General features: G+C 61.2%; 18 protein-coding genes. 6 read left to right on the top strand and 12 right to left on the bottom strand.

Annotated elements, in window-relative coordinates; all coding sequences use genetic code 11:
- Positions 1–31: 31 nt before the first annotated feature.
- Entirely contained in the window at positions 32–1,726 is a 1,695-nt protein-coding gene (locus ICY20_RS27580; protein WP_194939172.1) for an amidase, read from the bottom strand.
- Between the two features lie 54 nt (positions 1,727–1,780).
- Positions 1,781–2,569: a helix-turn-helix domain-containing protein gene (locus ICY20_RS27575; protein WP_194939171.1), complete on the bottom strand. Its 789-nt coding sequence runs from the start codon at positions 2,567–2,569 to the stop codon at positions 1,781–1,783.
- An 82-nt stretch (positions 2,570–2,651) separates the two neighbouring features.
- On the opposite strand from ICY20_RS27575, the gene ICY20_RS27570 reads away from it, so the two are divergent.
- Together ICY20_RS27570 and ICY20_RS27565 are read left to right on the top strand one after the other, a co-directional pair.
- A complete protein-coding gene (locus tag ICY20_RS27570; protein ID WP_194939170.1) occupies positions 2,652–2,957 on the top strand; it encodes a DUF2834 domain-containing protein in 306 nt (101 codons plus the stop codon).
- Positions 2,950–3,369, top strand: coding sequence for an MAPEG family protein (locus tag ICY20_RS27565; protein WP_194939169.1), 420 nt, complete (start codon positions 2,950–2,952; stop codon positions 3,367–3,369). Before ICY20_RS27570 ends, ICY20_RS27565 begins: the two co-directional genes overlap by 8 nt.
- Positions 3,370–3,403: 34 nt before the next feature.
- Here ICY20_RS27565 and ICY20_RS27560 read toward each other — a convergent pair whose 3' ends face one another.
- Genes ICY20_RS27560 through ICY20_RS27550 form a run of 3 tightly spaced genes read right to left on the bottom strand, consistent with a single transcriptional unit; the run spans position 3,404 to position 6,348 of the window.
- The gene (locus ICY20_RS27560) at positions 3,404–4,327 is read right to left on the bottom strand and encodes a sugar ABC transporter substrate-binding protein (RefSeq protein WP_194939168.1); all 924 of its coding nucleotides are present in this window, start codon (positions 4,325–4,327) and stop codon (positions 3,404–3,406) included.
- 42 nt (positions 4,328–4,369) lie between these two features.
- On the bottom strand, positions 4,370–5,503 hold the full coding sequence (locus ICY20_RS27555; RefSeq protein WP_194939167.1) for a phytanoyl-CoA dioxygenase family protein: 1,134 nt from the start codon (positions 5,501–5,503) through the stop codon (positions 4,370–4,372).
- Entirely contained in the window at positions 5,503–6,348 is an 846-nt protein-coding gene (locus ICY20_RS27550; RefSeq protein ID WP_194939166.1) for an SDR family oxidoreductase, read from the bottom strand. Before ICY20_RS27550 ends, ICY20_RS27555 begins: the two co-directional genes overlap by 1 nt.
- Positions 6,349–6,471: 123 nt before the next feature.
- Between ICY20_RS27550 and ICY20_RS27545 the strand changes: the two genes are divergently transcribed.
- Both ICY20_RS27545 and iolG read left to right on the top strand, forming a co-directional pair.
- A complete protein-coding gene (locus tag ICY20_RS27545) occupies positions 6,472–7,497 on the top strand; it encodes a LacI family DNA-binding transcriptional regulator (RefSeq protein ID WP_194939165.1) in 1,026 nt (341 codons plus the stop codon).
- A 36-nt stretch (positions 7,498–7,533) separates the two neighbouring features.
- Complete coding sequence (iolG, locus tag ICY20_RS27540) at positions 7,534–8,538, top strand: inositol 2-dehydrogenase (RefSeq protein ID WP_194939164.1); 1,005 nt, start codon at positions 7,534–7,536, stop codon at positions 8,536–8,538.
- Here iolG and ICY20_RS27535 read toward each other — a convergent pair.
- The 3 genes from ICY20_RS27535 to ICY20_RS27525 all read right to left on the bottom strand — a co-directional run bounded on the left by ICY20_RS27535 (position 8,535) and on the right by ICY20_RS27525 (position 12,287).
- On the bottom strand, positions 8,535–9,701 hold the full coding sequence (locus ICY20_RS27535) for a GGDEF domain-containing protein (RefSeq protein WP_159961061.1): 1,167 nt from the start codon (positions 9,699–9,701) through the stop codon (positions 8,535–8,537). The genes iolG and ICY20_RS27535 overlap by 4 nt on opposite strands.
- Positions 9,702–9,788: 87 nt before the next feature.
- The gene (locus ICY20_RS27530) at positions 9,789–10,919 is read right to left on the bottom strand and encodes a sensor histidine kinase (RefSeq protein ID WP_159961063.1); all 1,131 of its coding nucleotides are present in this window, start codon (positions 10,917–10,919) and stop codon (positions 9,789–9,791) included.
- A 156-nt stretch (positions 10,920–11,075) separates the two neighbouring features.
- Complete coding sequence (locus ICY20_RS27525; RefSeq protein ID WP_159961065.1) at positions 11,076–12,287, bottom strand: MFS transporter; 1,212 nt, start codon at positions 12,285–12,287, stop codon at positions 11,076–11,078.
- A gap of 97 nt (positions 12,288–12,384) precedes the next feature.
- Here ICY20_RS27525 and ICY20_RS27520 point away from each other — a divergent pair, with 97 nt between their 5' ends.
- Entirely contained in the window at positions 12,385–13,206 is an 822-nt protein-coding gene (locus ICY20_RS27520) for an AraC family transcriptional regulator (RefSeq protein ID WP_159961164.1), read from the top strand.
- On the opposite strand, the gene ICY20_RS27515 is transcribed toward ICY20_RS27520, so the two are convergent.
- Together ICY20_RS27515 and proP are read right to left on the bottom strand one after the other, a co-directional pair.
- The gene (locus ICY20_RS27515) at positions 13,199–15,781 is read right to left on the bottom strand and encodes a bifunctional diguanylate cyclase/phosphodiesterase (RefSeq protein WP_194939163.1); all 2,583 of its coding nucleotides are present in this window, start codon (positions 15,779–15,781) and stop codon (positions 13,199–13,201) included. The two genes, ICY20_RS27520 and ICY20_RS27515, sit on opposite strands and share 8 nt — an antisense overlap.
- Positions 15,782–15,912: 131 nt before the next feature.
- Positions 15,913–17,415 carry a glycine betaine/L-proline transporter ProP gene (gene proP / locus ICY20_RS27510; protein ID WP_159961069.1) on the bottom strand — a complete coding sequence of 501 codons (1,503 nt, stop codon included), beginning with the start codon at positions 17,413–17,415 and terminating at the stop codon, positions 15,913–15,915.
- Positions 17,416–17,706: 291 nt separating this feature from the next.
- Between proP and ICY20_RS27505 the strand changes: the two genes are divergently transcribed.
- Positions 17,707–19,110: an MFS transporter gene (locus ICY20_RS27505; RefSeq protein ID WP_159961071.1), complete on the top strand. Its 1,404-nt coding sequence runs from the start codon at positions 17,707–17,709 to the stop codon at positions 19,108–19,110.
- Positions 19,111–19,291: 181 nt separating this feature from the next.
- On the opposite strand, the gene ICY20_RS27500 is transcribed toward ICY20_RS27505, so the two are convergent.
- Both ICY20_RS27500 and ICY20_RS27495 read right to left on the bottom strand, forming a co-directional pair.
- Positions 19,292–20,584 carry a PQQ-dependent sugar dehydrogenase gene (locus tag ICY20_RS27500; protein ID WP_194939162.1) on the bottom strand — a complete coding sequence of 431 codons (1,293 nt, stop codon included), beginning with the start codon at positions 20,582–20,584 and terminating at the stop codon, positions 19,292–19,294.
- Positions 20,581–20,994, bottom strand: a complete 414-nt coding sequence (locus ICY20_RS27495) for a DUF2231 domain-containing protein (RefSeq protein ID WP_159961075.1) — start codon at positions 20,992–20,994, stop codon at positions 20,581–20,583. Before ICY20_RS27495 ends, ICY20_RS27500 begins: the two co-directional genes overlap by 4 nt.
- Positions 20,995–21,155 lie beyond the last annotated feature (161 nt).

Here is a 21,155-nt window from a genome sequence, read left to right as displayed (position 1 = left end):
GAGCAAGCCCGCTCCCACATTTTTACCGTGTTTATTCTGCTGGCAACGCAGGTGTGCGTGATGGTATCTGGCGTTTGCTGCCGGTGGCTTCATAGGCCGCAGCAAACTTCAGCAACGCCGAATCATCATAGGCGCGCCCCGCAAACGTCAACCCCACGGGCATGCCGATATCGGCCATCACGCCCATCGGCACGGTCACCGTTGGTACGCCCAGGTGGCGGATGGCGAGGTTGCCGTTGGCCACCCAAATGCCATTGCTCCAGGCGATGTCCGCCGAGGCTTCGTTTACGTCGGCATCCGCCGGGCCTACGTCGGCGACGGTGGGGAATAGCACGGCGTCGAGCCCCAGTGCGTCCATCCAGTCTTCCAGGTCCAGGCGGCGGGTGCGCTCCAGGCCGCGCAGGCCGTCGGGTACGGTGCTGATCTCGTTCCACGGCGTAATGCCGCGCTCGGCCATGCGCACGTATTCGTCCATTCCCGCGGCCAGGTCGTCTTCACGGTTGGGCAGGGTGCCAGGGTCGTGGGGGAAGATCTTCGGCCCATCCACATCCGCCAGGCGGTTGAGGCTTGGGTCGTTGTTGGCGCGCAAGAAGTCGTCGAAGGCCCACGCCGACAATTCCCACAATTCGTCGTGCAGGAACTCCTTGGACACCAGCCCACGGGTAAACACCGTCGGTGCGCCGGGGCGGTCGCCTTCGCAGTTGGAGACCAGCGGGAAGTCCACCTCGATCACCTCGGCGCCAGCGGCTTCCAGGGCTCGGCGTGCGTCTTGCCACAGGTCGATCACACTGGTGCGGGTGTTGATTTTTTGCCCGGTGGGGCCACCGATGCCGGGTTTTTCGCTGGTGCCGGCGTCGGCGTCGGCGTTGATGTACATGCGCGGTACGCCAAAACGCTTGCCCGCGAGGGCTTCGCTGCTCACCGCCAATTCAGCGTAGGACGCTGGGCGCACTGATGCGACGCTGGGGATCGGCACCCAGGGTTGCAGGCGCCACAGGTCGCCACGGGTGTCCGGGTCTTCGGCCACCACCACGTCGAGTACTTCCAGCAGGTCGGCCATGGTGCGTGCGTAAGGCACCACCACGTCCATGGTGGGCGTGAGCGGCCAGTTGCCGCGCACCGAAATAACCCCGCGGGACGGGGTGTAGGCGCATAGGCCATTGTTGGACGCCGGGCCACGCCCGCTCGACCAGGTTTCTTCCGCCAGCCCGAACGCCGCGAAGCTCGCCGCAGTGGCCGTGCCGGCGCCGTTGGAGGAGCCAGAGGCAAACGGTGCGGTCAAGTACGCTGCGTTGTACGGGCTTTCTGCCCGGCCATAGACACCGCGCTGCATCCCGCCATTAGCCATCGGCGGCATATTGGTCTTGCCCAGGCAGATCGCGCCACCGGCCCGCAGGCGCTCGATGGTAAAGGCGTCGCGCTGGGCGACCAGCTTGGCAAACGCCGGGCTGCCGGATGCCGCGGTCAGGCCCTTGACCAGGTAGCTGTCTTTGGCGGTGTAGGGAATGCCATCCAGTGGCCCAAGGGTTGTGCCCTTGGCCCGGCGTGCATCGGAGGCCTCGGCTTCTTTGAGGGCTTCAAGGTTGCGCACGACAACAGCATTCAACGCGCCGTCATAGGCCTCGATCCGTGCCAGATACGCCTGGACCAATTCAACGGCCGTGGTTTGGCCGCACTCAAGCGCAGCGCGCAATTGGGCAATGGAGACTTCGGTAACTTGCATCACGTTTTTTTCGCCGCCTTCAGGTGGGGGTATGGCGGCAGTCTACGTACAGATATTTCACAAAACCAGCGCCGCATAGTCGGCGTAGGCACCGCGCATCACTTGCCACGTGTGGGTGTCTGCGGGAATCAGATGCTCGATGCGCAGTGAGGTGAGGGTGATGTCTTGAGGCATGCCAAAAGTGGTGAAGGTGGACAAAAAATTCAGCTCGCCCCGGTTAGAGCGCAGGCGAGTCATCACCAACGCAGGCAGTGTTTCAGGGTGGTCAGTGCGGGTCGATGCAGGCAATCCGGCCAGCAATGCGGCCAATGCAGGGTTGCCCAGCGCTTCACGGGTTGCCCGTTGCCACGCCAGGGTGCGGATCTCTTCGCCATTGACCAAGTGGTCGCCCAGCCCGCCAGGTTGCAACAGGGTCGTCAGCAGATTCACGCCCTTGGCCGCATCCGGCTGGATACCCAGCAGCCCAAACAACAGCCCGGTGCTGGCATTGGCCGCCAGCACGTCCCACTGGCTGTCGAGCAGAATCGCCGGTGCAGGGTTATTGGCGTGCAGCACATGGTCGACGGCCTCGCGAATCGCTGTCATGGCTGGTGCAGCGAGCGGGGTCGCGGTGTAGCGCGGGGCAAACCCGGCCGCCAGGAACACACCGTTGCGCTGCTCCAGTGGGGTCTCCAGCGCATTCAGCAGATTATGCAACGTGCCCGCGCTCGGCTTGGCGCGGCCGGTTTCGAGGTAACTGAGGTGACGCTGGGAAACACCGGCGATCAAGGCCAGGTCGAGTTGGCTCAGCCTGGCGTTTCGGCGCAGTTGGCGCAGCTGTTCGCCGGCAGTAGAAGGGGTGTCCATGCGTTTTCATAACCTGCGAGGTCATTGCGAGGGCCAGAACCTTATCACTAACCTGAGGCTTCATCACGCTAAGGAAGCCACCATGCACAGACCCTATTTCGCCCTGGCCGGCCTGCTGGGATTTTCGTTGTACACCCTGTTTACGATGCTCACCGCTGAGCAGTCGTTGTTGGCCTTTGGAAAGCAATTGATGTCACGGCCGGACACGGCGCAAGTGGTGATCGACCTGTACCTGATGGCGGCGCTGGCCTGTGTGTGGATGTACCGGGATGCGCGGCGGCGAGGGCGGTCGCTGGCTTCGCTGCTGCCGTATTTCTTGTTGACGGCGGTGTTTGTCTCGGCAGGGCCACTGCTTTATATCGTCGTGAAGGGATTTCGGGATGAATGATCTGTTGGCCTTTTATGCGGCGTGCGTGTTGGTGCTGTGCCTGAAGATGTTGGCGATCTCCTGTTATCAGGGATTCTTCCGCATTCGCGCCAAGGCGTTTACCAATCGCGAAGATGCGGCGTTCTTCCATCGGGCCGCGCGCTCAGAGGAGCTGCCGCAAGTCGTGAAGGCCGCGAAGGCGTGGGCCAATGACCTGGAAAATATCCCGCTGTTTTTTGTACTGGGCGGGTTGTGTGTGGCCTTGCAGGGTTACAGCGCTACGACCGTTTGGTTATTCGGCGTTTTTACCCTGGCGCGGGTGGTGCATACCCTGGCGTATCTCATGGGGTGGCAGCCCTGGCGCACCATTGCCTATGGAGCGGGTGTGATATGCCTGCTGGGGTTGGGCGCCACGCTTGCGTACCGATTGTAGTGAGCGGGGCAAGCCCGCTCACTACAGAGCAACGTTACGGATTGAGGAATGCCTGATAGTTCGCCTTGGTGATCTGCTGGTAGGGAATGGTCAGTTCAGCGGTATACGGTTCCTTCTTGACCATCTTCACCGCCAAGTCCACCGAGCCTACCGCTTGCCCCTTGTTGTCCTGATAGGCCGTCACCAACAACAGCCCCTTTTTCACCGCATCCAACCCCGCCGCGCCACCGTCGCTGCCGGCCACCAGGATGTCCTTGCCCGGCTGCATCCCCGCCTGACTGATCGCCATGGCGGCGCCGATGGCCATTTCATCCGCATTCGCCGCCACCGCGTCGATCTTGGTACCGGACACAATCCAGTTGTTCATCAGGTCAATGGCCTTGCTGCGTTGCCACTCTGCACTCTGTTCCTCGACGATCTTGATGTTGGGGTAGTCCTTGAGCACATTCTTCACGCCCAGGGTGCGGTTATGGGTGGCGTTGTTGGAGAGCAGCCCAAGCATGATCGCCAGGTTGCCCTTGCCGCCCATTTGCTCGGCCAGGTAGCGCATCTGGATTTCACCGGCCTTGATCTCGTCGGAGCCCACATACCCCACGCCGGCCGGCACCTCCTTGAACTCAGGACGACGGTTGACGTACACCAGCGGGATCTTTGCCTGCTGGGCATTGACGGTCATTTTCGCCGTAGCGGCGGTGTCCACGGCGTTGACGATGATCGCGTCCATGCCCTGGGCGGTGAAGTTCTGCACCTGGTTAAGCTGGCGCACCACATCGCCCTGGGCATCTTCAAATTGCAGGGTCACGCCGGGCAGTTCCTTGGCGTGGGCAGACATGTAGTCACGCATCTGCGCGAGGAATACATCGTCGACCTGGGCGATGCTCACGCCGATACGAATATCGGCCAGCGCCCACGGCGTCACAGCAAGGGTAAAGAGTGCAGCAAGGAGTTGCTTCTTCATGGTTTTGCTCCGTTATTTTTGTTGTTGTTAAAGCAGGGTGGTTCACGCGTGGCGTTTGGCCCGCATCTGCTCGACAGCCGCGGCAAAGTCTGGCAATGACCAGCGTTCGTCGAGGGCCTGCGCCATCAGTTGCTGGCCGGTTTGCGGCGCCAGCCCCTTCAAGGGCGGGTCGGTGTCGAGGTTGGTGGGGAAGGAGTAGCCGTCTGCCGTACAGCCGATTACGGCGTCCACGGCGCGTGCGTCCAGCGCAGTGTTGGCCAACAGGGCCGGGTACACCGCCAGCATCATGCGGTCGCGGTCCAGGGCTTCCATGGGTTTGCCGAACGCCGAAGAGATTTGCAGCAGGTTGGCCATGCGCTGGCGGTCTGGCGTGCGGTTGGTGCCGGCGGCGTGGAACAGCGCCGGGTTGAAGAACAGCAAGTCGCCCTTGTTCAGCGCCAGTTGCACCGCGTGTTGCTGGAAGTACTCGATAAACTCGGGGCGCCGCCAGGCCAGGTAACCCAGGGCATATTGCTGGGAAAACGGCAGCAACTGGGTGGGGCCGGTTTCCAGCGGCATATCCGAGTGGGCCACCGCGCCCTGCAATGTCAGGTACTGGGACAGCACATGCAAGGGCAGGGGGAAGCGCTCCACCACGTCATCGGTTTGGAAGCCCAAGTGATAGTCGCGGTGCGGCTGCTGCGCCTGGCCACCGGGGTGCACCACATTCACTTGGGCGGTCATCTGGTAGCTTGGCCCCAGCCACGATTCGGCAATCAGCCCCAGCAGCGGGTTGGCGTAGTACTCGACAAACGACTCAGGCGATTGCAGCGCGGCCTTTTGCAATGAATTCCAGATACGCCCGTTACTGCCCGCCTTGGCAAAGTGGTCGGCGGCCACGCCTTGCGCTGCCTCATTGGCAAAAATCTCGTTGAACACCTGGCTGTGGCGGTCCACCACCTCAAGGTCTTCATAAGCCCGGCGCACCACCATCACGCCTGGCCCATCGCGAAACAGGCGGTGCAGTTCGTTCATCACCTCCAGGCGGTCACTGTTGCGAAGGTTGTGCGCGTCGTAGATCACCACATTGCTGATTACCTGGGCACATAACGGGTATTGCTCGGCACTGGCCTGCTGTGTGCAAATCCTGCTGAAGTCCGCCAGTTGCACGGCGGCGCTGGTGACGAACGCCGACATCACACACCTCCCGGCAGGCTCAGCGCCTGGTGCGGTTGGGGGCTGCCGCCGTCGGTGCAGCCGACCACGCCTTGCTCCAGGTCGATCACCGAGCCGGTCATCATCCCCGACTCGCTGGACAGTAAAAACGCCACGCTGCGTGCCACTTCTTCAGGCTTGAGCAGGCGCCCGAACGGTTGTGCGGCCTCGGCTGTTTGCAGCCAGCCGTCCTGGGCGCCGTGGTACTGGCGCTGGATATCATCTTCGTGGGGCGTGTCCATCCAGCCGATATTCAAGCCGTTGACACGAATGCGGTTGCGCAACGCACTGAATGCCACGTTCTTGGTAAGGATCGCCAGCGCGCCCTTGGACGCCGCATAAGCGCTCAGAAATGACTGACCGCCATGCCCGGTGACGCTCTGGATATTCACCACTGCGCCCTCCACGCCTTTGCTGATCATCAGCTTCAACGCCTCTTGCATGAGAAAGAACGGTGCCCGCACGTTTACCGCAAACAGGCGCTCGAACAGCTCCGGCGTGGTGTCGAGGATCGTGCCGCGATCCGACATTCCTGCGCAGTTCACCAGCCCGTGCAAGGTGCCAAAGTGAGTGCGCGCGGCGTCGATGATCGCCCGGCAATCCTCGACCTTTTCCAGGTCGGCCTCGACAAAAAAAGCCTGGCAGTCCAACTGCGCCAATTGCCGCACCTGCTCTTCGCCCTGGGCGCGGCGACGCCCGCAGATGATCAGCCCGGCCGCGCCACGCTGCGCCAGGGTATGGGCCACAGCCGCGCCCAGGCCCTGGGTGCTGCCGGTGACGACAAAGTATTGGCCGCTGAATGGGGTGGCGAGATTGGAATGAGGCATGCAGTTCTCCTGAATTCTTGTTGTTGTTCATCGCCCGGCTCGACGCCGGGCAAAACTGAGACTAGCATTGCAAAACCTCAGTAACGCCCAAATAAAACCTCAAAAACACCTCAGGCGAATGGCATGCTCGAACGCGCAAAAAACTTCTCGATCAAACAACTCGCCACCCAGGCCGGGGTGAGCAAAGCCACGGTTGACCGTGTGCTGCACCAGCGTGGCAGCGTGCATGCGCAGACCCGGCGGCGCATCGAGCAGGCGCTGGATGAATTGGAGTCCCAGGAGAAAAACGGCCTGGCGGTGGGGCGCACCTTTCATGTCGACGTGATCATGCACACGCCCAAACGCTTCAGCGCGGCGGTGCAAGCGGCGATCATTGCGCAGTTGGCCAGCTTGGCGCCGTTCCGCATCGCCCCACGCTTTCACTTGTTCGAAGAAATCGAGCCCCAGGCCATGCACGATCAGTTGCTGCGCTGCCTTGATACCGGCAGCCAGGGCGTGGTGCTCAAGGCGGCTGACGAGCCGGCCGTCAACCAGGCCGTCAAGCAATTGATTGCAGCGGGCATCCCGGTGGTGACCCTGGTGACAGACCTGCCGCAAAGCGAGCGCATCGGCTACGTCGGCATGGACAACCGCACCGCCGGCCAGACCGCCGCCTACCTGATGTCGCGCTGGTTGCCCGCCCAACCCCAGGACGTGGCAGTGGTGATCGGCAGCGAGCTGTTCCGTGGCGAAGAAGAACGCGAGATGGGCTTTCGCGCCTGGCTGCGTGGGCGAGCGCCGCACTTGCGGGTGCTGGATATCAGCGGTGGCTACGGGGTGTACGACCGCACCTTCGAACGCGTCACCCAGGCGCTGAAACAACATCCCGAGCTCAAGGCGGTGTACAGCGTTGGCGGCGGCAACCGTGCAATCGTCGATGCCTTCGCCGCCCTCGACCGCCCTTTGGAGGCGTTTGTCGGTCACGACCTCGATGAAGAAAATCGCCAGTTGCTGCGCGAAGAAAAAGTCGCCGCGATCATCGATCACAACCTGCAAATCGATGCACGCCACGTATTCCTGCACATCCTGCAATACCACCGGCTGTGGAAGACCGGGCCGATTGCGCCGTCGCAGGTGCAGATCGTGACGCCCTTCAACCTGCCGGACTGAATCTCCCCCCCAATAACAACACCAGGAGTTTTCACCATGCTACGAATTGCCGTTCTAGGTGCCGGGCGCATCGCCAAGATCCACGCCGCCAACGTCGCCGCTCACCCCAACGCCACGCTGGTGCTGGTAGCCGACCCTTGGCGCGAAGGTGTCGATGCGCTGAGTACCCAGTTGGGGTGTGAGGCGGCCTACGATTGCGCCGCCGTGCTGACGCGCAGCGACATCGATGCCGTGGTGATCGGCACACCCACCGACACCCACATCGACCTGCTGTTGGCGGCCGTGGCGGCCGGCAAGGCGGTGTTGTGTGAAAAGCCCATCGACCTCGACATCGCCAAGGCCCGCAGCGCCGCCCAAGCGGTAGAGCGCCAAGGCGGCCAAGTGATGCTCGGTTTCAACCGCCGCTTCGACCCCGACATGCTGCGCCTGCGCGAGGCGCTTGATGCCGGGCAGATTGGCGCCGTGCGCCAGGTCATCATCACCAGCCGCGACCCCGGCCTGGCACCGCGTGATTACCTCAAGCACTCCGGCGGCATTCTGCGCGACATGACCATCCACGACTTCGACACCGCCCGCCACCTGCTCGGCGAAGAGCCGGTGGAAGTCAGCGCGATTGCCAGCCGCTTGGTAGACCCCAGCCTGGCCGAGATCGACGACTACGACAGCGTGATGGTGTTGCTGCGCACGGCGTCCGGCAAACAGTGCCATATCAACTGCTGTCGCCAGGCGGTCTACGGCTATGACCAGCGAGTGGAAGTGTCCGGTGCCACTGGTGTATTGCTGACCGACAACCATCGCCCCAGCACCTTGCGACACTGGAGCGCCGCGCACACCGAAGCGCTGGAGCCGTTGCAGCACTTCTTCCTGGAGCGCTATGCCGATGCCTATCGCAATGAGCTCACCCAATTCATTGATGCGCTGAACAACGGCCTGCCGCTGCCCACCAGCGTGCGCGATGGGCTGTATGCCTTGCATCTGGCGGATTGTGCGTTGGAGTCGGTGAAGACCGGGCGCAGTGTGGCGGTCGATTACGACGTTTAGCCGTAGGTGCTGGCCCCGGTGCGGTCCACCAACCGAATGCTGTCGCGCCCACCACGTTTGGTTTCGTACAGCGTGGTGTCGCCTTGCTCGATCAAGGCCGTGAGGCTCGCTGGCGGCTGGTCGAACAGATTGGCGCCGATGCTCAACGTTACCGGCGCCGGGGTCGCAAAAGTGTGCGCGGCGAGTTGAGAAAATTGCTCGCGCAGGCTGCTGCCCAGTTCGACGATCCGTTCAGTCGAGGCGCCGTTGAGCAGGATCACAAACTCGTCACCCCCCAGGCGTGCCGCCAGCGCGCCACGGGGCACCACAGCGCGGATCATCTCGCTCAGGGCGATCAACAGCCGGTCGCCAGCGGTGTGGCCGTACAAGTCGTTAACCAACTTGAAGTTGTCGATATCGATCAGCAACAGTGCGCCCGGCTGTGCCGGTGACACTTGGGCCAGCAGGCGCGGTGCGCGCAGGTCCAGGGCGCGGCGGTTGTAGAGGGCGGTGAGCGGGTCGCGGGCGGCGAGGCGGGCGATTTGTTGCTCGCGGCGGTAGCGTTCGGAGCCGGTCATCGACAGGGCGATCAGCATGATCGCCATCGCGCCCTCCACCAGGGAAATCTGGATGATCTCGCCCTTGAACGACGCAAGGTCGATCAAGGTGCCGGGGATCATCACCGACAGCGCCTTGGCCACATAGAACGAACCGTGGAACAGCAACACATAGCGCAACTGCACCGCGCCGATGCTCAAGGATTTGCCATGGGGCCGCAGCAGCAAGCTCGCCCGCAGTGTGGGCAGCGCCACCAGCAGCGATTGCACGCTCATCATCACTTTGGACCATGACTGATCCACCGGCAGCATCAGCATGCCAAACCAGATCGCCACCATCAGGGACCACAGCCACGACACACGCACCTGGGTAAACCGGGCGACGCCGAGCAAAAACAGAAAGTGGGCGGTCACCAGCAAGCCATTGGCAAACCAGATGCCGATCATCATAAAACCGTTGACGCGCAGCAGGGCCAGGGTTGAGCCAAGGGTGATCGTGGCAAAGCCTGCGCTCCAAAAGAGCAGCGATGGTTCGCGCACGCTGCGCCATTCAATAGCCAGGTACAGGGCCGCAGCAGCGGCCAGGGCCACGGTGAGGGCCAGAATCGTAGGAGGGTCGAGCGTCATGTGCTGCCAGGTATGCGTTGAAAACCGCGATTGTAAGCGTTCGCGAGGGGTTTTCGGAGCCTTACTGGCGAACGGCTATCTTTGCCTTTATGCGGTGACCAACGGCACGCTCACGCGGAACACTGTGCCGGTCTTCTCAGCAGACTCGACTTCGATCAAGCCTTGATGCGATGACACGATCTCCGAGGCAATAAACAAGCCCAGGCCCAGGCCCGCGGTTGGGCCATGCTCGATCACCGAGCGCTGGGAAAAACGCCCCATGGGGTTGAAGATAAAAGGCAGCACGTCGGCCGCGATGGGCTCACCGTGATTGTGCACGGTGAACACCAATGCCTCAGCGGTTGCCGACAGTTCGACCTGGATCGGGGACTGGGCAGCGCCGTGGTGCACGGCATTGCTGATGATGTTGGAAAACACTTGTTCCATGCGCGAGCTGTCAAAGAGGCCACGGGCCGGGCTCTTGGCTCCGAAGATGATGGTTGCCTCAGGGTGAAAGGCCTGGATTTCTTCGACGATACGCTCGCAGATCGGCGCCAGGTCAACGGCAACGCGTTTCACTGGAATGCCCGGGCCCATCTGGCAGCGCGTCAAGTCGAGCAGGTCGCCGACGATTTTGCTGGCGCGCTGGACGCTGGTGTAGATCTGCGTGGCCACCCGCGTGCCGCGCTCGCCCACGTTGTCAGACCGCCTAAGCATGTCGGCGCCCAGCAAAATCGCGCCCAGGGGCGTGCGAAGATCGTGCCCTAGGATGCCCAGGAACACATTGCGCGAGGCTTCGACCGCGCGCGAGTAACTGGCGATCGACTCAGCCAGGGCTTGATCGATGGCCTCGTGGAAGCGATTCATGTCGTCCACCTCCAGCGGCGTGCCGTGTTTGATCTGAACCAGCCACTGGCTGAGCACACTGGCGCGCAGTGCGCGGTATTCCGAGACCATCTGGTCAATCGAAAACCCGGCCATCAAGCGAGTCACCGCGTGGGTTTCGGCGGGCGTCTCGTCGTTATGCTGCGGTGCCAGCCCCTGAGCCTTGTCAATTTGTTCCTGCGCGGTCTGGGTCGTGCGCAGGTCAAGCACAATGGCGCGCAGCATCTGTTCCGCATGGTCGCGTAGCCCCTCGCGGTCCAAGTCGGCGCCGGGGGTCTGGATCGTGCGAGCGAAATCTTCCCAGGCCTGCAGGATCGGCTCGAGGTTGTGGAGGATGAAATCTGGCAGGCGCATGACGGGGTAAGTCCTTGAGGGGCGGCGAGCAAGACGCTCGCGAGGCTGCCAAACAAGGATTTAAGCATGGATTGGTGTGTCACACGCCGAACAGGCGCAACTAATGAGCTTTAAAAGCGGGGAACGAGCAAGCCCGTTCCCATCGGGGGAGTGCAGTCAGACGCCCTTGGTCGACGGCAGCAATATCGTCAGGATGCCCACCAACGGCAAGAACGAACACAGCTGGTACACGTACTCGATACCGTGGCTATCGGCGAGCAAACCCAGCAACGCCGCGCCAATCCCGCCAAAGCCGAACATCAGGCCGAAGAAAATCCCGGCGATCATGCCCACATTGCCCGGCACCAGCTCCTGGGCAAATACCACAATGGCCGAGAACGCCGACGAGAGGATGAACCCGATCAGCACGCTCAACACCGCCGTCCAGAACAGGTCTGTGTAGGGCAGGGCCAGGGTGAAGGGCGCAGCCCCCAGGATGGAGAACCAAATGACTTTCTTGCGCCCGATCCTGTCGCCAATCGGACCACCCGCGAAGGTGCCGACGGCCACAGCGCCGAGGAACAGGAACAGGTACATCTGCGAGCTGGCCACCGACAGGTGGAATTTTTCAATCAGGTAAAAGGTGAAATAGCTGGTCAGGCTGGTCATGTAGAAGTACTTGGAAAACACCAATACTGCCAGCACCACCAGGGCAAAGGTCACGCGGCCTTTGGACAAACCGTGGGTTGCCTTGCTGCCTTGCTTGAGCTTGAACAGGTTGAGGTGGTTGCGGTACCAGCGGCTCAGGCCGTAGAGCACCATGATCGCGAACACCGCAAACAGGCCGAACCACGCAATATGGCCCTGGCCGTAGGGAATGATGATCGCCGCCGCGAGTAACGGGCCGAAGGCGCTGCCAGTGTTGCCGCCAACCTGGAAGGTCGATTGCGCCAGGCCAAAGCGACCGCCGGAGGCCAGGCGAGCCACACGGGACGTTTCCGGGTGGAAGGTCGAGGAGCCCACGCCCACCAAACCGGCCGCCAACAGAATCATCGGGAAGCTGCCGACAAACGCCAGCATCAGAATGCCGATCAAGGTGCACACCATGCCCGCCGGCAGCAGCCACGGCTTGGGATGGCGGTCGGTGTGGTAGCCGATCCACGGTTGTAGCAGCGATGCGGTCAGTTGGAACGTCAGGGTAATCAGGCCCACCTGGGCAAAACTCAGCCCGTAGTTAGCCTTGAGCATCGGGTAGATCGACGGCAGCACGGCCTGGATCAGGTCATTGATCAGATGCGCCAAGGCGCAGGCGCCGAGGACGCGCATGACCAAAGGGCTTGTTTGGGGCGTACTGGTTGCAGCAGCGGGTGACGCGGTGAGGGTCGACATGCAGGCATTCCATACAAGGCAGCAAACAAAGAGGGCGAGTACTTGAGCCCGCCATCTATTTCAAAATGATTCGGCGTTCATGCTAGATTTGCAGCAAATGCCTGTCTCGCGAAATTCGGGCAGTAATCATCGCAAAAAGGGCGAAACTATCAAATCACTGGATAAATTTCTGCAGGAGATCAACGAAGGCGACTGGGCAGTGATCAGTTCGGCCACCGATTATCCCGAAAACTGGGTGATCCCCGACCACAGCCATGAGAAGCATCAACTGCTCTACGCCATCGAAGGCGTGATGGTGGTGTACTCGGCGCTCAACCAATGGACCGTGCCACCCAATCGCGGCATTTGGATGCCCTGCGGGCAAGTGCATTCGCTGCGCTGTGTCGGCACGTTGAAAATGCGCAGCGTGTTTGTGCGCCCGGATCGCTTCCCGAATATGCCCTGCGAACCGAAGACGGTCAGCATCTCGCCCTTGCTGAGCGAGTTGATCAAGGCGTCGGTGAGCTTGAAACCGCCGTACGCCGAAGACTCGCGTGATGCGCGGATCATGCACCTGATCCTCGACGAATTGGCGATGCTGCCGGCGTTGCCGCTGTCGCTGCCGCAACCTGCCGACCCTCGCGTAACCCGTATTTGCAACGCGTTGCAGCAAGAGCCTGGGGATGCCTCCACCGTAGCCGATTGGAGCGAACGCCTGGACCTGGACCAGAAAACCATCCAGCGCCTGTTTCGCAAGGAAACCGGCATGACGTTCGGCCAATGGCGCCAACAAGCTCGCTTGTTGCTGGCACTTGAGCGCATTGCGGTGGGGCACAAGATCATCGACGTGGCCCTGGAGCTGGGCTACGAAAGCCCCAGCGCCTTTACCAGCATGTTCAAGAAACAGTTTGGCAAGACGCCGAGTCAGTTTTTCAGCTGAGGCGGGCCAGCACGTTGGGCTCGCTTTCAAGCAAGGCATTGAACGTGGCCAGGTCCAGCGGCCGGCTGAGGTAAAACCCTTGGCCTTCATCGCAGGCCACGGCCTTGAGCAGCGTGAGGTGCTCGGCGGTTTCGATGCCTTCTGCGGTGACAGTGAGGGCCAGGGCGCGACCTAGCCCCACAATGGCCTGAATGATCGCTTTGTCGTCATCGCTTTCTACTAGACGGCTCAAAAAACTGCGGTCGATTTTCAACCCATCAAAGGGAAACGAGCGCAGGTAGCTGAGGGACGAATAACCCGTGCCGAAATCGTCCATGGCAATGCGCACCCCGAGTGCCTTGAGCGTCTGCATAATCTCAAGGGCACCGTCGGCATCTTCGAGCATGACGCTTTCGGTGATCTCCAGCTCTACGCGGTGTGGCGCAATGCCCGATCTTGCCAGTGTTTGGCTGACGCGCTCCACCAGGTTGCCGCGCTTGAACTCGCAAGAAGACAGGTTCACCGACACAAACAGGTTGCCCGGCCAACTGGCCGCGCACGCGCAGGCAGTGCTGAGTACCCAGTCGCTGAGTGCGAGAATCAGGCCCGACTCTTCGGCAATCGGGATGAAGGTGTCCGGCGCGATCAACCCACGCTTGGGGTGATGCCAGCGCACCAGGGCTTCAGCGCCCACCATCTGCCCATCGGCAATGCGGTAGCGCGGTTGAAAGTGCAGGCGCAACTCGCCGTGCTTGATGCCGTAACGCAAGTCGCTTTCCAGGCTGCGGCGCTCGATGATGCGGGCGTTCATGTCAATGGCATAAAACCGCCAGGTATTGCGCCCCGCGGCTTTGGCCTCGTACAGCGCGATATCGGCGTAACGCAGCAGTTCCGGCGCTTCGCAGGCATCGGTGGGGGCCATGGCGATGCCGATGCTGGCGCTGACAAACACTTCTTGTTCATCGATGGTAATCGCCGACTCGATCGAGTCGATCACGCGGCGGCACAGGGCTTCGACTTCAGCCTGGGAGCCCACGTCGGTGAGGATCAAGACGAACTCATCGCCGCCGACCCGCGCGACCAGATCGCCATGGCGCACGCAGGCTGATAGGCGGTTCGACACCTCATGCAGCACGCGATCGCCGGCGGCGTGCCCTAGCAAGTCATTCACCGGTTTGAAGCGGTCCAGGTCCAGGCTGAGCATCACCAACGGGTGGGCGGCGGTGGGTGCGGCCTTGAGCCTGCCGTCAAGAAACTCCTTCAGGCGCGTGCGGTTGGGCAGACCGGTCAGGGCGTCATGGCGGGACAAAAACTCGATGCGCCGGCGTGCTTCGACTTCTTCGGTGACATCGGTGGCGGTGCCGCGAAAACCGCCGTTTGGCATGGCCCGGGCCGACAGTCGCGTGATGCGTTCATGCTCGCCGGCATCCACGTAGCGGCACAGCACGCTGAGGTCCTGGCGGCGGCTGGGGGTGGCGAGCCAGTCAGACAACAGGCCGGTTTCGGTGTGCAGCAGCGCGTTGATTTCGGCGCCAATCCAGGTTTGCCGGGCGAGCCCGGTGACGTTTTCAAAACGCTCGGACAAGTAGGTGAAAAGGCCCGCGTCATTGATCTCCCACACCCAGTCTGAACTGGCTTCGACCACATCGCGAAAGCGCGCCTCGCTGGTGGCCAATGCGCTTTGACTGGTTTGCAACGACGCGTAACTGCTGTCGAGGGCGACGGCGCTGGCCGTGGTGCGACGCAAAATCACCCAAGTCATCAGCGCCACCAGCAGGGCCGTCAGGCCGATCATCGGCAAGCCCAGGCTCAGCAGGCGCAGGCCGGGCCGTTCCGGTTGCCAGTGCAGGTGGCCGGCGGTGCCATTCTCACCCAACGGAACGACTTGATGATTGTCGGGCTCTTCTGGGTTATCGATGTGCAGGTTATCCAAGCCGAATTCGTTACCGATCGCTGCCAGCTTGGCGTTGTCCAGGATGTCGATAAACATCAGCACGGAAGCAGGGCGGTTGTCGGAGGTGACGGTTGGGTCGGTGCCGGGTGTGATGGCCGCCGCAGCGATCAAGGCCGGGCTGCCGCGCACGTTAATGAATTGCGTGACGGGGCTTTCGCTGGCGGCACCGGCGCGTGCCTGCTCGATGATGGCGTCGATCGGCTGGCCGAGCCAGGTGCTCAGTTGTACCGGTTTGAGTTCGCCCTCGATGACTGAGTAAACGGTGCGGTTGAGTGAATCGACCACGAACAGGCCCTGAAAGCCGAAGTCGTCATACAGCGTAGGCCCAACATTTTGGCGCACGAAGGCCCAATCCTGATCGACCGTCAGGTGCAAGTGCCGGTAGGCGTCGCTCCAGAACGCGTAGTCCTTGACCGTCAGACGCAGGGATTTTTCCAAAGATTGCACGGCTTTGCGCGTGTAGAACGCGCTCTCGACGTCTTCGGTGCGGTCCAGGTCGTTGGCCAGGTACACCAGCGAATAACTGGTGAGCACAAATACACCCGCCAGCAAGGCCACGAACTTGAACAGCGACGCACGTGCCAGTGACAGGCTGGTGCGGTTGGAGAGGGGGCACACGATCGGAGCAGGAGTATTTGGCATGGATTACCGCAGGGCGAAGCTGCAAGAGACTATCTACGTTTATCGGCCGCCGCGGCGTAACGATGAGTGCACCCTGGGCACGAACTGACTAACGGCGTGGCGACGTGAGTCGCCACGCCGTTAGTCAGGGCTTAATTGATGCGCGGGTGCTGCTGCACCAGGTTTTGGCGCTTGGCTTCCAACTCGGCAATTTCGGCGTCGATGTCTTCGATTTTCTGCTCGATATTGTCGTGATGCTCTTGCAGCAATTCCTTGGCTTCTTCCATGTCCGAAGCAGCTGGTGCTGCGCCGCGCAGAGGTTTGTTGGCGGTTTCTTTCATGGTCAGGCCCGTGATCAGGCCGACCACGGCAAACACCATCAGGTAGTAGGCGGGCATAAACAGGTCGTTGGTGCTTTCCACCAGCCAGGCAACGGCGGTCGGGGTAACACCGGCGATCAGCACCGAGACGTTGAAGGCACTGGCCAATGCGCTGTAGCGCAGGTGGGTGGGGAACATCGCCGGCAGTGTTGACGCCATCACGCCGATAAAGAAGTTCAGCACCACGGCGAGGATCAGCAAGCCCGCGAAGATCAGGCCGATCTTGCCGCTGGTGATCAGCATGAACGCCGGGATCGACAGCACCAGCAGGCCGATGCTGCCAGCGATGATGAAGGGCTTGCGGCCGATCTTGTCGCTGACAAAACCAATAAATGGCTGCACAAACAGCATGCCGACCATGATCGCGATGATGATCAGTACACCGCTGTTTTCTTTGTAATGCAGGTTGTGCGAAAGGTAGCTCGGCATGTAGGTGAGCAACATGTAATACGTCACGTTGGTGGCTGCGACGATACCGATACAGGTCAACAGGCTGCGCCAGTGTTTGGTGGCGATTTCTTTGAACGACACTTTGGGGCCGTGGCTCAGGCCTTCACGGTCGCCTTGTTCGAGCTTGTCGACATGTTGTTGGAACGCCGGGGTTTCCTCCAGCGCGTGACGCAGGTACAGGCCGATGATGCCCAGTGGCAGGGCGAGAAAAAACGGCAGGCGCCAGCCCCACGCTTCAAAATCGGCTTCACCCAATACGCTGGAGATCAGCACCACCACGCCCGCACCGAGCACAAAACCGGCGATGGAGCCGAAGTCCAGCCAACTGCCGAGGAACCCGCGTTTGCGGTCTGGTGCGTATTCGGCGACGAAGATTGAGGCGCCGGTGTATTCACCGCCTACCGAGAAGCCTTGGGCCATTTTGCACAGCAGCAACAGGATCGGCGCCCAGATGCCAATCGACGCATAACCGGGGATCAGGCCGATGGCAAAGGTGCTCAGGGACATGATCACGATGGTGGCCGCGAGGACTTTTTGTCGCCCGTATTTATCCCCCAATGCGCCGAAGAACAGGCCGCCCAAAGGGCGAATCAGGAAGGGCACCGAGAAGGTTGCCAGCGCGGCGATCATTTGTACGCTGGGGGAGGCGTCGGGGAAGAACACCTTGCCCAGTACATAGGCGACAAACCCGTAGACGCCGAAGTCGAACCATTCCATGGCATTGCCCAGTGCGGCGGCGGTGATCGCCTTGCGCATCTTGGCGTCGTCAACAATGGTGATGTCATTGATTCCGATGGGGTTGACGCGTTTCTTGCGAGATTTCATGGGGACTACTCTAAAGCTGAACAGGGGAGGTGCCATCGCCGCGATGGCACCGCTCTGTCAGTTCAGATACAAGCTGACACGAAATAATTCACCGCTAATTTCGATTTTTTCCGGCGGACGGCAACATTTTCAGTGTGTGGCTATTGTCGTCCTACAACTATGTTCGGTGTATGCCTGAAAACCCTATATTTCAGATTGACACGGTTCTGCCACCTAGATATAAAAGCCACAGTTGTACGACGACATATGACGTTACATATGTCCTACCTAACAAAAATAAAAAGTGATGCCATGAACTTGAACGAGCCCATCAACGCCCATCGCGTTGGCCAGGCGGTAGGCAACTATCGCTGGACCATCTGCGCGATGCTGTTCTTCGCCACCACCGTCAACTACCTCGACCGCCAGGTGCTGAGCCTGCTGGCGCCGCAGCTGTCCACGCAATTTGGCTGGAGCAACACCGACTACGCCAACATCGCGGCTGTGTTCCAGTTCGTCTACGCCATTTCCATGCTGTTCGCCGGGCGCTTTGTCGACAAGATCGGCACCAAGGCGGCCTACGTGGTGGCTATTGGGATCTGGTCTACTGGCGCGATCATGCATGCGTTCTCGGTGCAGATGGGCGAGGGCATCGCGGCGGTCAGCACGGCGGTTGGCCTGGCGGTGATTCCGGTGTCGATTGCCGGCTTTATGTTGTCGCGTGCGGTATTGGCGATTGGCGAGGCGGGTAACTTCCCGATTGCGATCAAGGCCACTGCCGAATACTTCCCCAAGAAAGAACGCTCCCTGGCCACTGGCATTTTCAACTCCGGGGCCAACGTTGGCGCGATCCTGGCGCCGATTTGCGTGCCATTGATTGCGGGGATGTGGGGCTGGGAAGCGGCCTTTATGGTGATCGGCATGCTCGGCTTCGTGTGGGTCGCAGTGTGGGCGGCCATCTACGAAAAACCCGATCAGCAAAAGCGCCTGTCGGCCGAAGAGCTGGCCTATATCCGCAGTGACTCCCCCGTACAACCGTTCACCCCGGCACCAGCGGCTGCGGTGCAGAAGAAAGTCTCGTGGTTCAAGTTGCTCACCTATCGCCAGACGTGGGCCTTTGCCTTCGGCAAGTTCATGACCGACGGCGTGTGGTGGTTCTTCCTGTTCTGGCTGCCTACCTACCTGTCGGCGCAGTACAGCATGAAAGGCGCCGACATCGTGATGCCGCTGGCGGTGCTGTACAGCATGACCATGGTGGGCAGTATCGGTGGGGGCTGGTTCCCCAGCTATTTCATGGCGCGCGGTGATGCACCGTATGACGGGCGAATGAAGGCCATGCTGGTGATCGCCTTGTTCCCGCTGGTGGTGTTGTTGGCGCAGCCGTTGGGCTATATCAGCTTCTGGGTGCCGGTACTGCTGATCGGCGTGGGCGCCTCGGCGCACCAGGCGTGGTCGTGCAATATCTTCACCACGGTGTCCGACATGTTTCCGCAGAAAACCGTGGCGTCCGTAGTGGGTATTGGCGGCATGGCTGGAGGCCTGGGTGGTGTGGTGATGACCAAGATTGGTGGGTGGGTGTTTGACTACTACAAGTCCGTCAATGATATCCACACCGGTTACATGATCATGTTTGCGATCTGTGCGCTGGCGTATCTGGTGGCGTGGAGCGTGATGAAGACGCTGGTGCCGCGTCACAAGGAAATCACGGATTTGTAACAGCTCGCTGGGCTACTCACCCGATGTCTGGTTTACACAGGACCAGATGTGGGAGGGGCGGTGCGACGGTTCGACTTGCCCCCGATGGCGGAGTGTCAGTTACAGGTATGTAAACTGACACTCCCTCATCGGGGGCAAGCCCCCTCCCACATTTGGACTGCGCACAACGCAACGTTCTAGGTTACTGGTTACGCGTCACCCGCCACACCGTATTGGCCAAATCATCAGCAATAATCAGCGCACCTTTGGGGTCCACCGTCACCCCCACCGGCCGCCCACGGGTTTTGCCATCATCGCCGCGAAAGCCCGTGGCGAAGTCGATAGGCTCACCGGACGGCTTGCCATTGCTGAATGGCACGAAGATCACCTTGTAGCCCACCGGGTTGTCGCGGTTCCAACTGCCGTGTTCGCCTACAAAGACACCATCGGCAAATCGGTCGCCCATCTGCGGGATCGAAAAGTCCACTCCCAGCGCTGCCACGTGTGAGCCCAGGCTGTAATCCGGCTTGATAGCAGCGGCGACCTTGGCCGGGTTTTGCGGTTGAGCGCGCGGGTCGACGTTCTGGCCCCAATAGCTGTAGGGCCAGCCGTAGAAGGCGCCTTCACGTACCGAGGTGAGGTAGTCCGGCACCAGGTCGGGGCCGAGTTCGTCACGCTCGTTGACCACCGTCCACAGTTGCCCGGTGTCGGGTTGGATGGTCAGCGCGGTCGGGTTGCGCAAGCCCGTGGCGTAGGGCTTGTGCGCACCGGTGGCGGCATCGATCTGCCAGACCATGGCGCGGTCGATCTCCACTTCCATGCCGCGTTCGGTGACGTTGCTGTTGGAGCCGATCCCCACATAGAGCTGGCTGCCATCGGCACTCACCGCCAGGGATTTGGTCCAGTGATGATTGATCTGCGCCGGTAAGTCGGTGACTTTGGACGGCGGGCCGCTGGCCTTGGTCTGGCCGTCGGCGTAGTCGAAGCTCACCAATGCGTCTTGGTTGGCCACGTAGAGCTTGTTGTTGGCGAAGGCCAGGCCGTAGGGCGCGTTGAGGTTGTCGGCAAATACCGTCTTCAGTTCATAGGTGCCGTCCCCGTCGGCGTCGCGCAACAACGTCAGACGGTTGCCGCCTTTGACCTTGGTGTTGCCCTCGGCCTTGATCAGGCTGGCAATCACGTCCTTGGGCTTGAGTTTGGCCGCACTGCCGCCACGGCCTTCAGCGATCAGGATGTCACCGTTGGGCAGCACCAGGGTTTGGCGTGGGATGGCCAGGTCAGTGGCGATCGCGGTAACGCTATAGCCTTCAGGAACCTTGGGTTTCTGATCGCCCCAAGGCGCGGGTTCGGCGATTTTCATGCTAGGCAGCAGGCTGCTTTGTTGCGCCGGCAGCTTGGGGTCGGGGCCGCGGGCCTGGGTCTTGTCGCCCTCACCACCGCAGGCAGTCAGCAGCAGTGCCGCGCTTAACAAACTCAATGCGTAAGATGTTTTCATTTGACACCTCCGCTACGCAAGCCGGTCCAGGTGGCTGCCAGTGTCAGCACCAACACGATGGCCGACAACACCAGGCCGGTAGGCATCGAGGCGTAGGCGTCCTTGGCATGCTGGAACGCGTTGACCAGGCCCAATACCCAGGCGGCCAACAGCAGCAGCACATAGCGTGCGGGCCGGCCGGCCCTGAGCCCGGTGCGAAACAGATTGACCAGCGCGAACAAAAACGCGAACCCACCGAACACCAACGCCCCGGCGATCAGCCAGGAGGCGAAGTTGGCCCACTGAATCTGGTAGGTCTGGGTATAGGCAATGTCGCTGAGCAACGCGCCGAGAAACAACGGCACGGTGCCGGCGAGCAAGGTCGCATGCAGCGGCCCTGGGCCGGGTCGATAGAGGGGTAGGGTAGTCATGAGGGCGGCGGCTCCTTGTAGTACAACGCCCCAGGGATGGGGCAACGCATTGCAAGGGAGCCCTGTGTTCGTCAGATAGTTCAGGGTATTTCGTGTCGAAATATTATGAACCCGCTGGGAGGCGCCGGGACTAACGCCGTATCATTGCTCAACTTCTCCTC

It is taken from the genome of Pseudomonas pisciculturae, assembly GCF_015461805.1.
Taxonomy (GTDB): Bacteria; Pseudomonadota; Gammaproteobacteria; order Pseudomonadales; family Pseudomonadaceae; genus Aquipseudomonas; species Aquipseudomonas pisciculturae.
This window is presented reverse-complemented; position numbering and strand designations above follow the sequence as displayed.

Bases quoted from the DNA above. Each gene is read 5' to 3' on its own strand.
- ICY20_RS27575 (WP_194939171.1), bottom strand. From the start codon at position 2,569: ATGGACACCCCTTCTACTGCCGGCGAACAGCTGCGCCAACTGCGCCGA.
- ICY20_RS27570 (WP_194939170.1), top strand. From the start codon at position 2,652: ATGCACAGACCCTATTTCGCCCTGGCCGGCCTGCTGGGATTTTCGTTG.
- ICY20_RS27565 (WP_194939169.1), top strand. From the start codon at position 2,950: ATGAATGATCTGTTGGCCTTTTATGCGGCGTGCGTGTTGGTGCTGTGC.
- ICY20_RS27560 (WP_194939168.1), bottom strand. From the start codon at position 4,327: ATGAAGAAGCAACTCCTTGCTGCACTCTTTACCCTTGCTGTGACGCCG.
- ICY20_RS27555 (WP_194939167.1), bottom strand. From the start codon at position 5,503: ATGTCGGCGTTCGTCACCAGCGCCGCCGTGCAACTGGCGGACTTCAGC.
- ICY20_RS27550 (WP_194939166.1), bottom strand. From the start codon at position 6,348: ATGCCTCATTCCAATCTCGCCACCCCATTCAGCGGCCAATACTTTGTC.
- ICY20_RS27545 (WP_194939165.1), top strand. From the start codon at position 6,472: ATGCTCGAACGCGCAAAAAACTTCTCGATCAAACAACTCGCCACCCAG.
- iolG (WP_194939164.1), top strand. From the start codon at position 7,534: ATGCTACGAATTGCCGTTCTAGGTGCCGGGCGCATCGCCAAGATCCAC.
- ICY20_RS27535 (WP_159961061.1), bottom strand. From the start codon at position 9,701: ATGACGCTCGACCCTCCTACGATTCTGGCCCTCACCGTGGCCCTGGCC.
- ICY20_RS27530 (WP_159961063.1), bottom strand. From the start codon at position 10,919: ATGCGCCTGCCAGATTTCATCCTCCACAACCTCGAGCCGATCCTGCAG.
- ICY20_RS27525 (WP_159961065.1), bottom strand. From the start codon at position 12,287: ATGTCGACCCTCACCGCGTCACCCGCTGCTGCAACCAGTACGCCCCAA.
- ICY20_RS27520 (WP_159961164.1), top strand. From the start codon at position 12,385: ATGCCTGTCTCGCGAAATTCGGGCAGTAATCATCGCAAAAAGGGCGAA.
- ICY20_RS27515 (WP_194939163.1), bottom strand. From the start codon at position 15,781: ATGCCAAATACTCCTGCTCCGATCGTGTGCCCCCTCTCCAACCGCACC.
- proP (WP_159961069.1), bottom strand. From the start codon at position 17,415: ATGAAATCTCGCAAGAAACGCGTCAACCCCATCGGAATCAATGACATC.
- ICY20_RS27505 (WP_159961071.1), top strand. From the start codon at position 17,707: ATGAACTTGAACGAGCCCATCAACGCCCATCGCGTTGGCCAGGCGGTA.
- ICY20_RS27500 (WP_194939162.1), bottom strand. From the start codon at position 20,584: ATGAAAACATCTTACGCATTGAGTTTGTTAAGCGCGGCACTGCTGCTG.
- ICY20_RS27495 (WP_159961075.1), bottom strand. From the start codon at position 20,994: ATGACTACCCTACCCCTCTATCGACCCGGCCCAGGGCCGCTGCATGCG.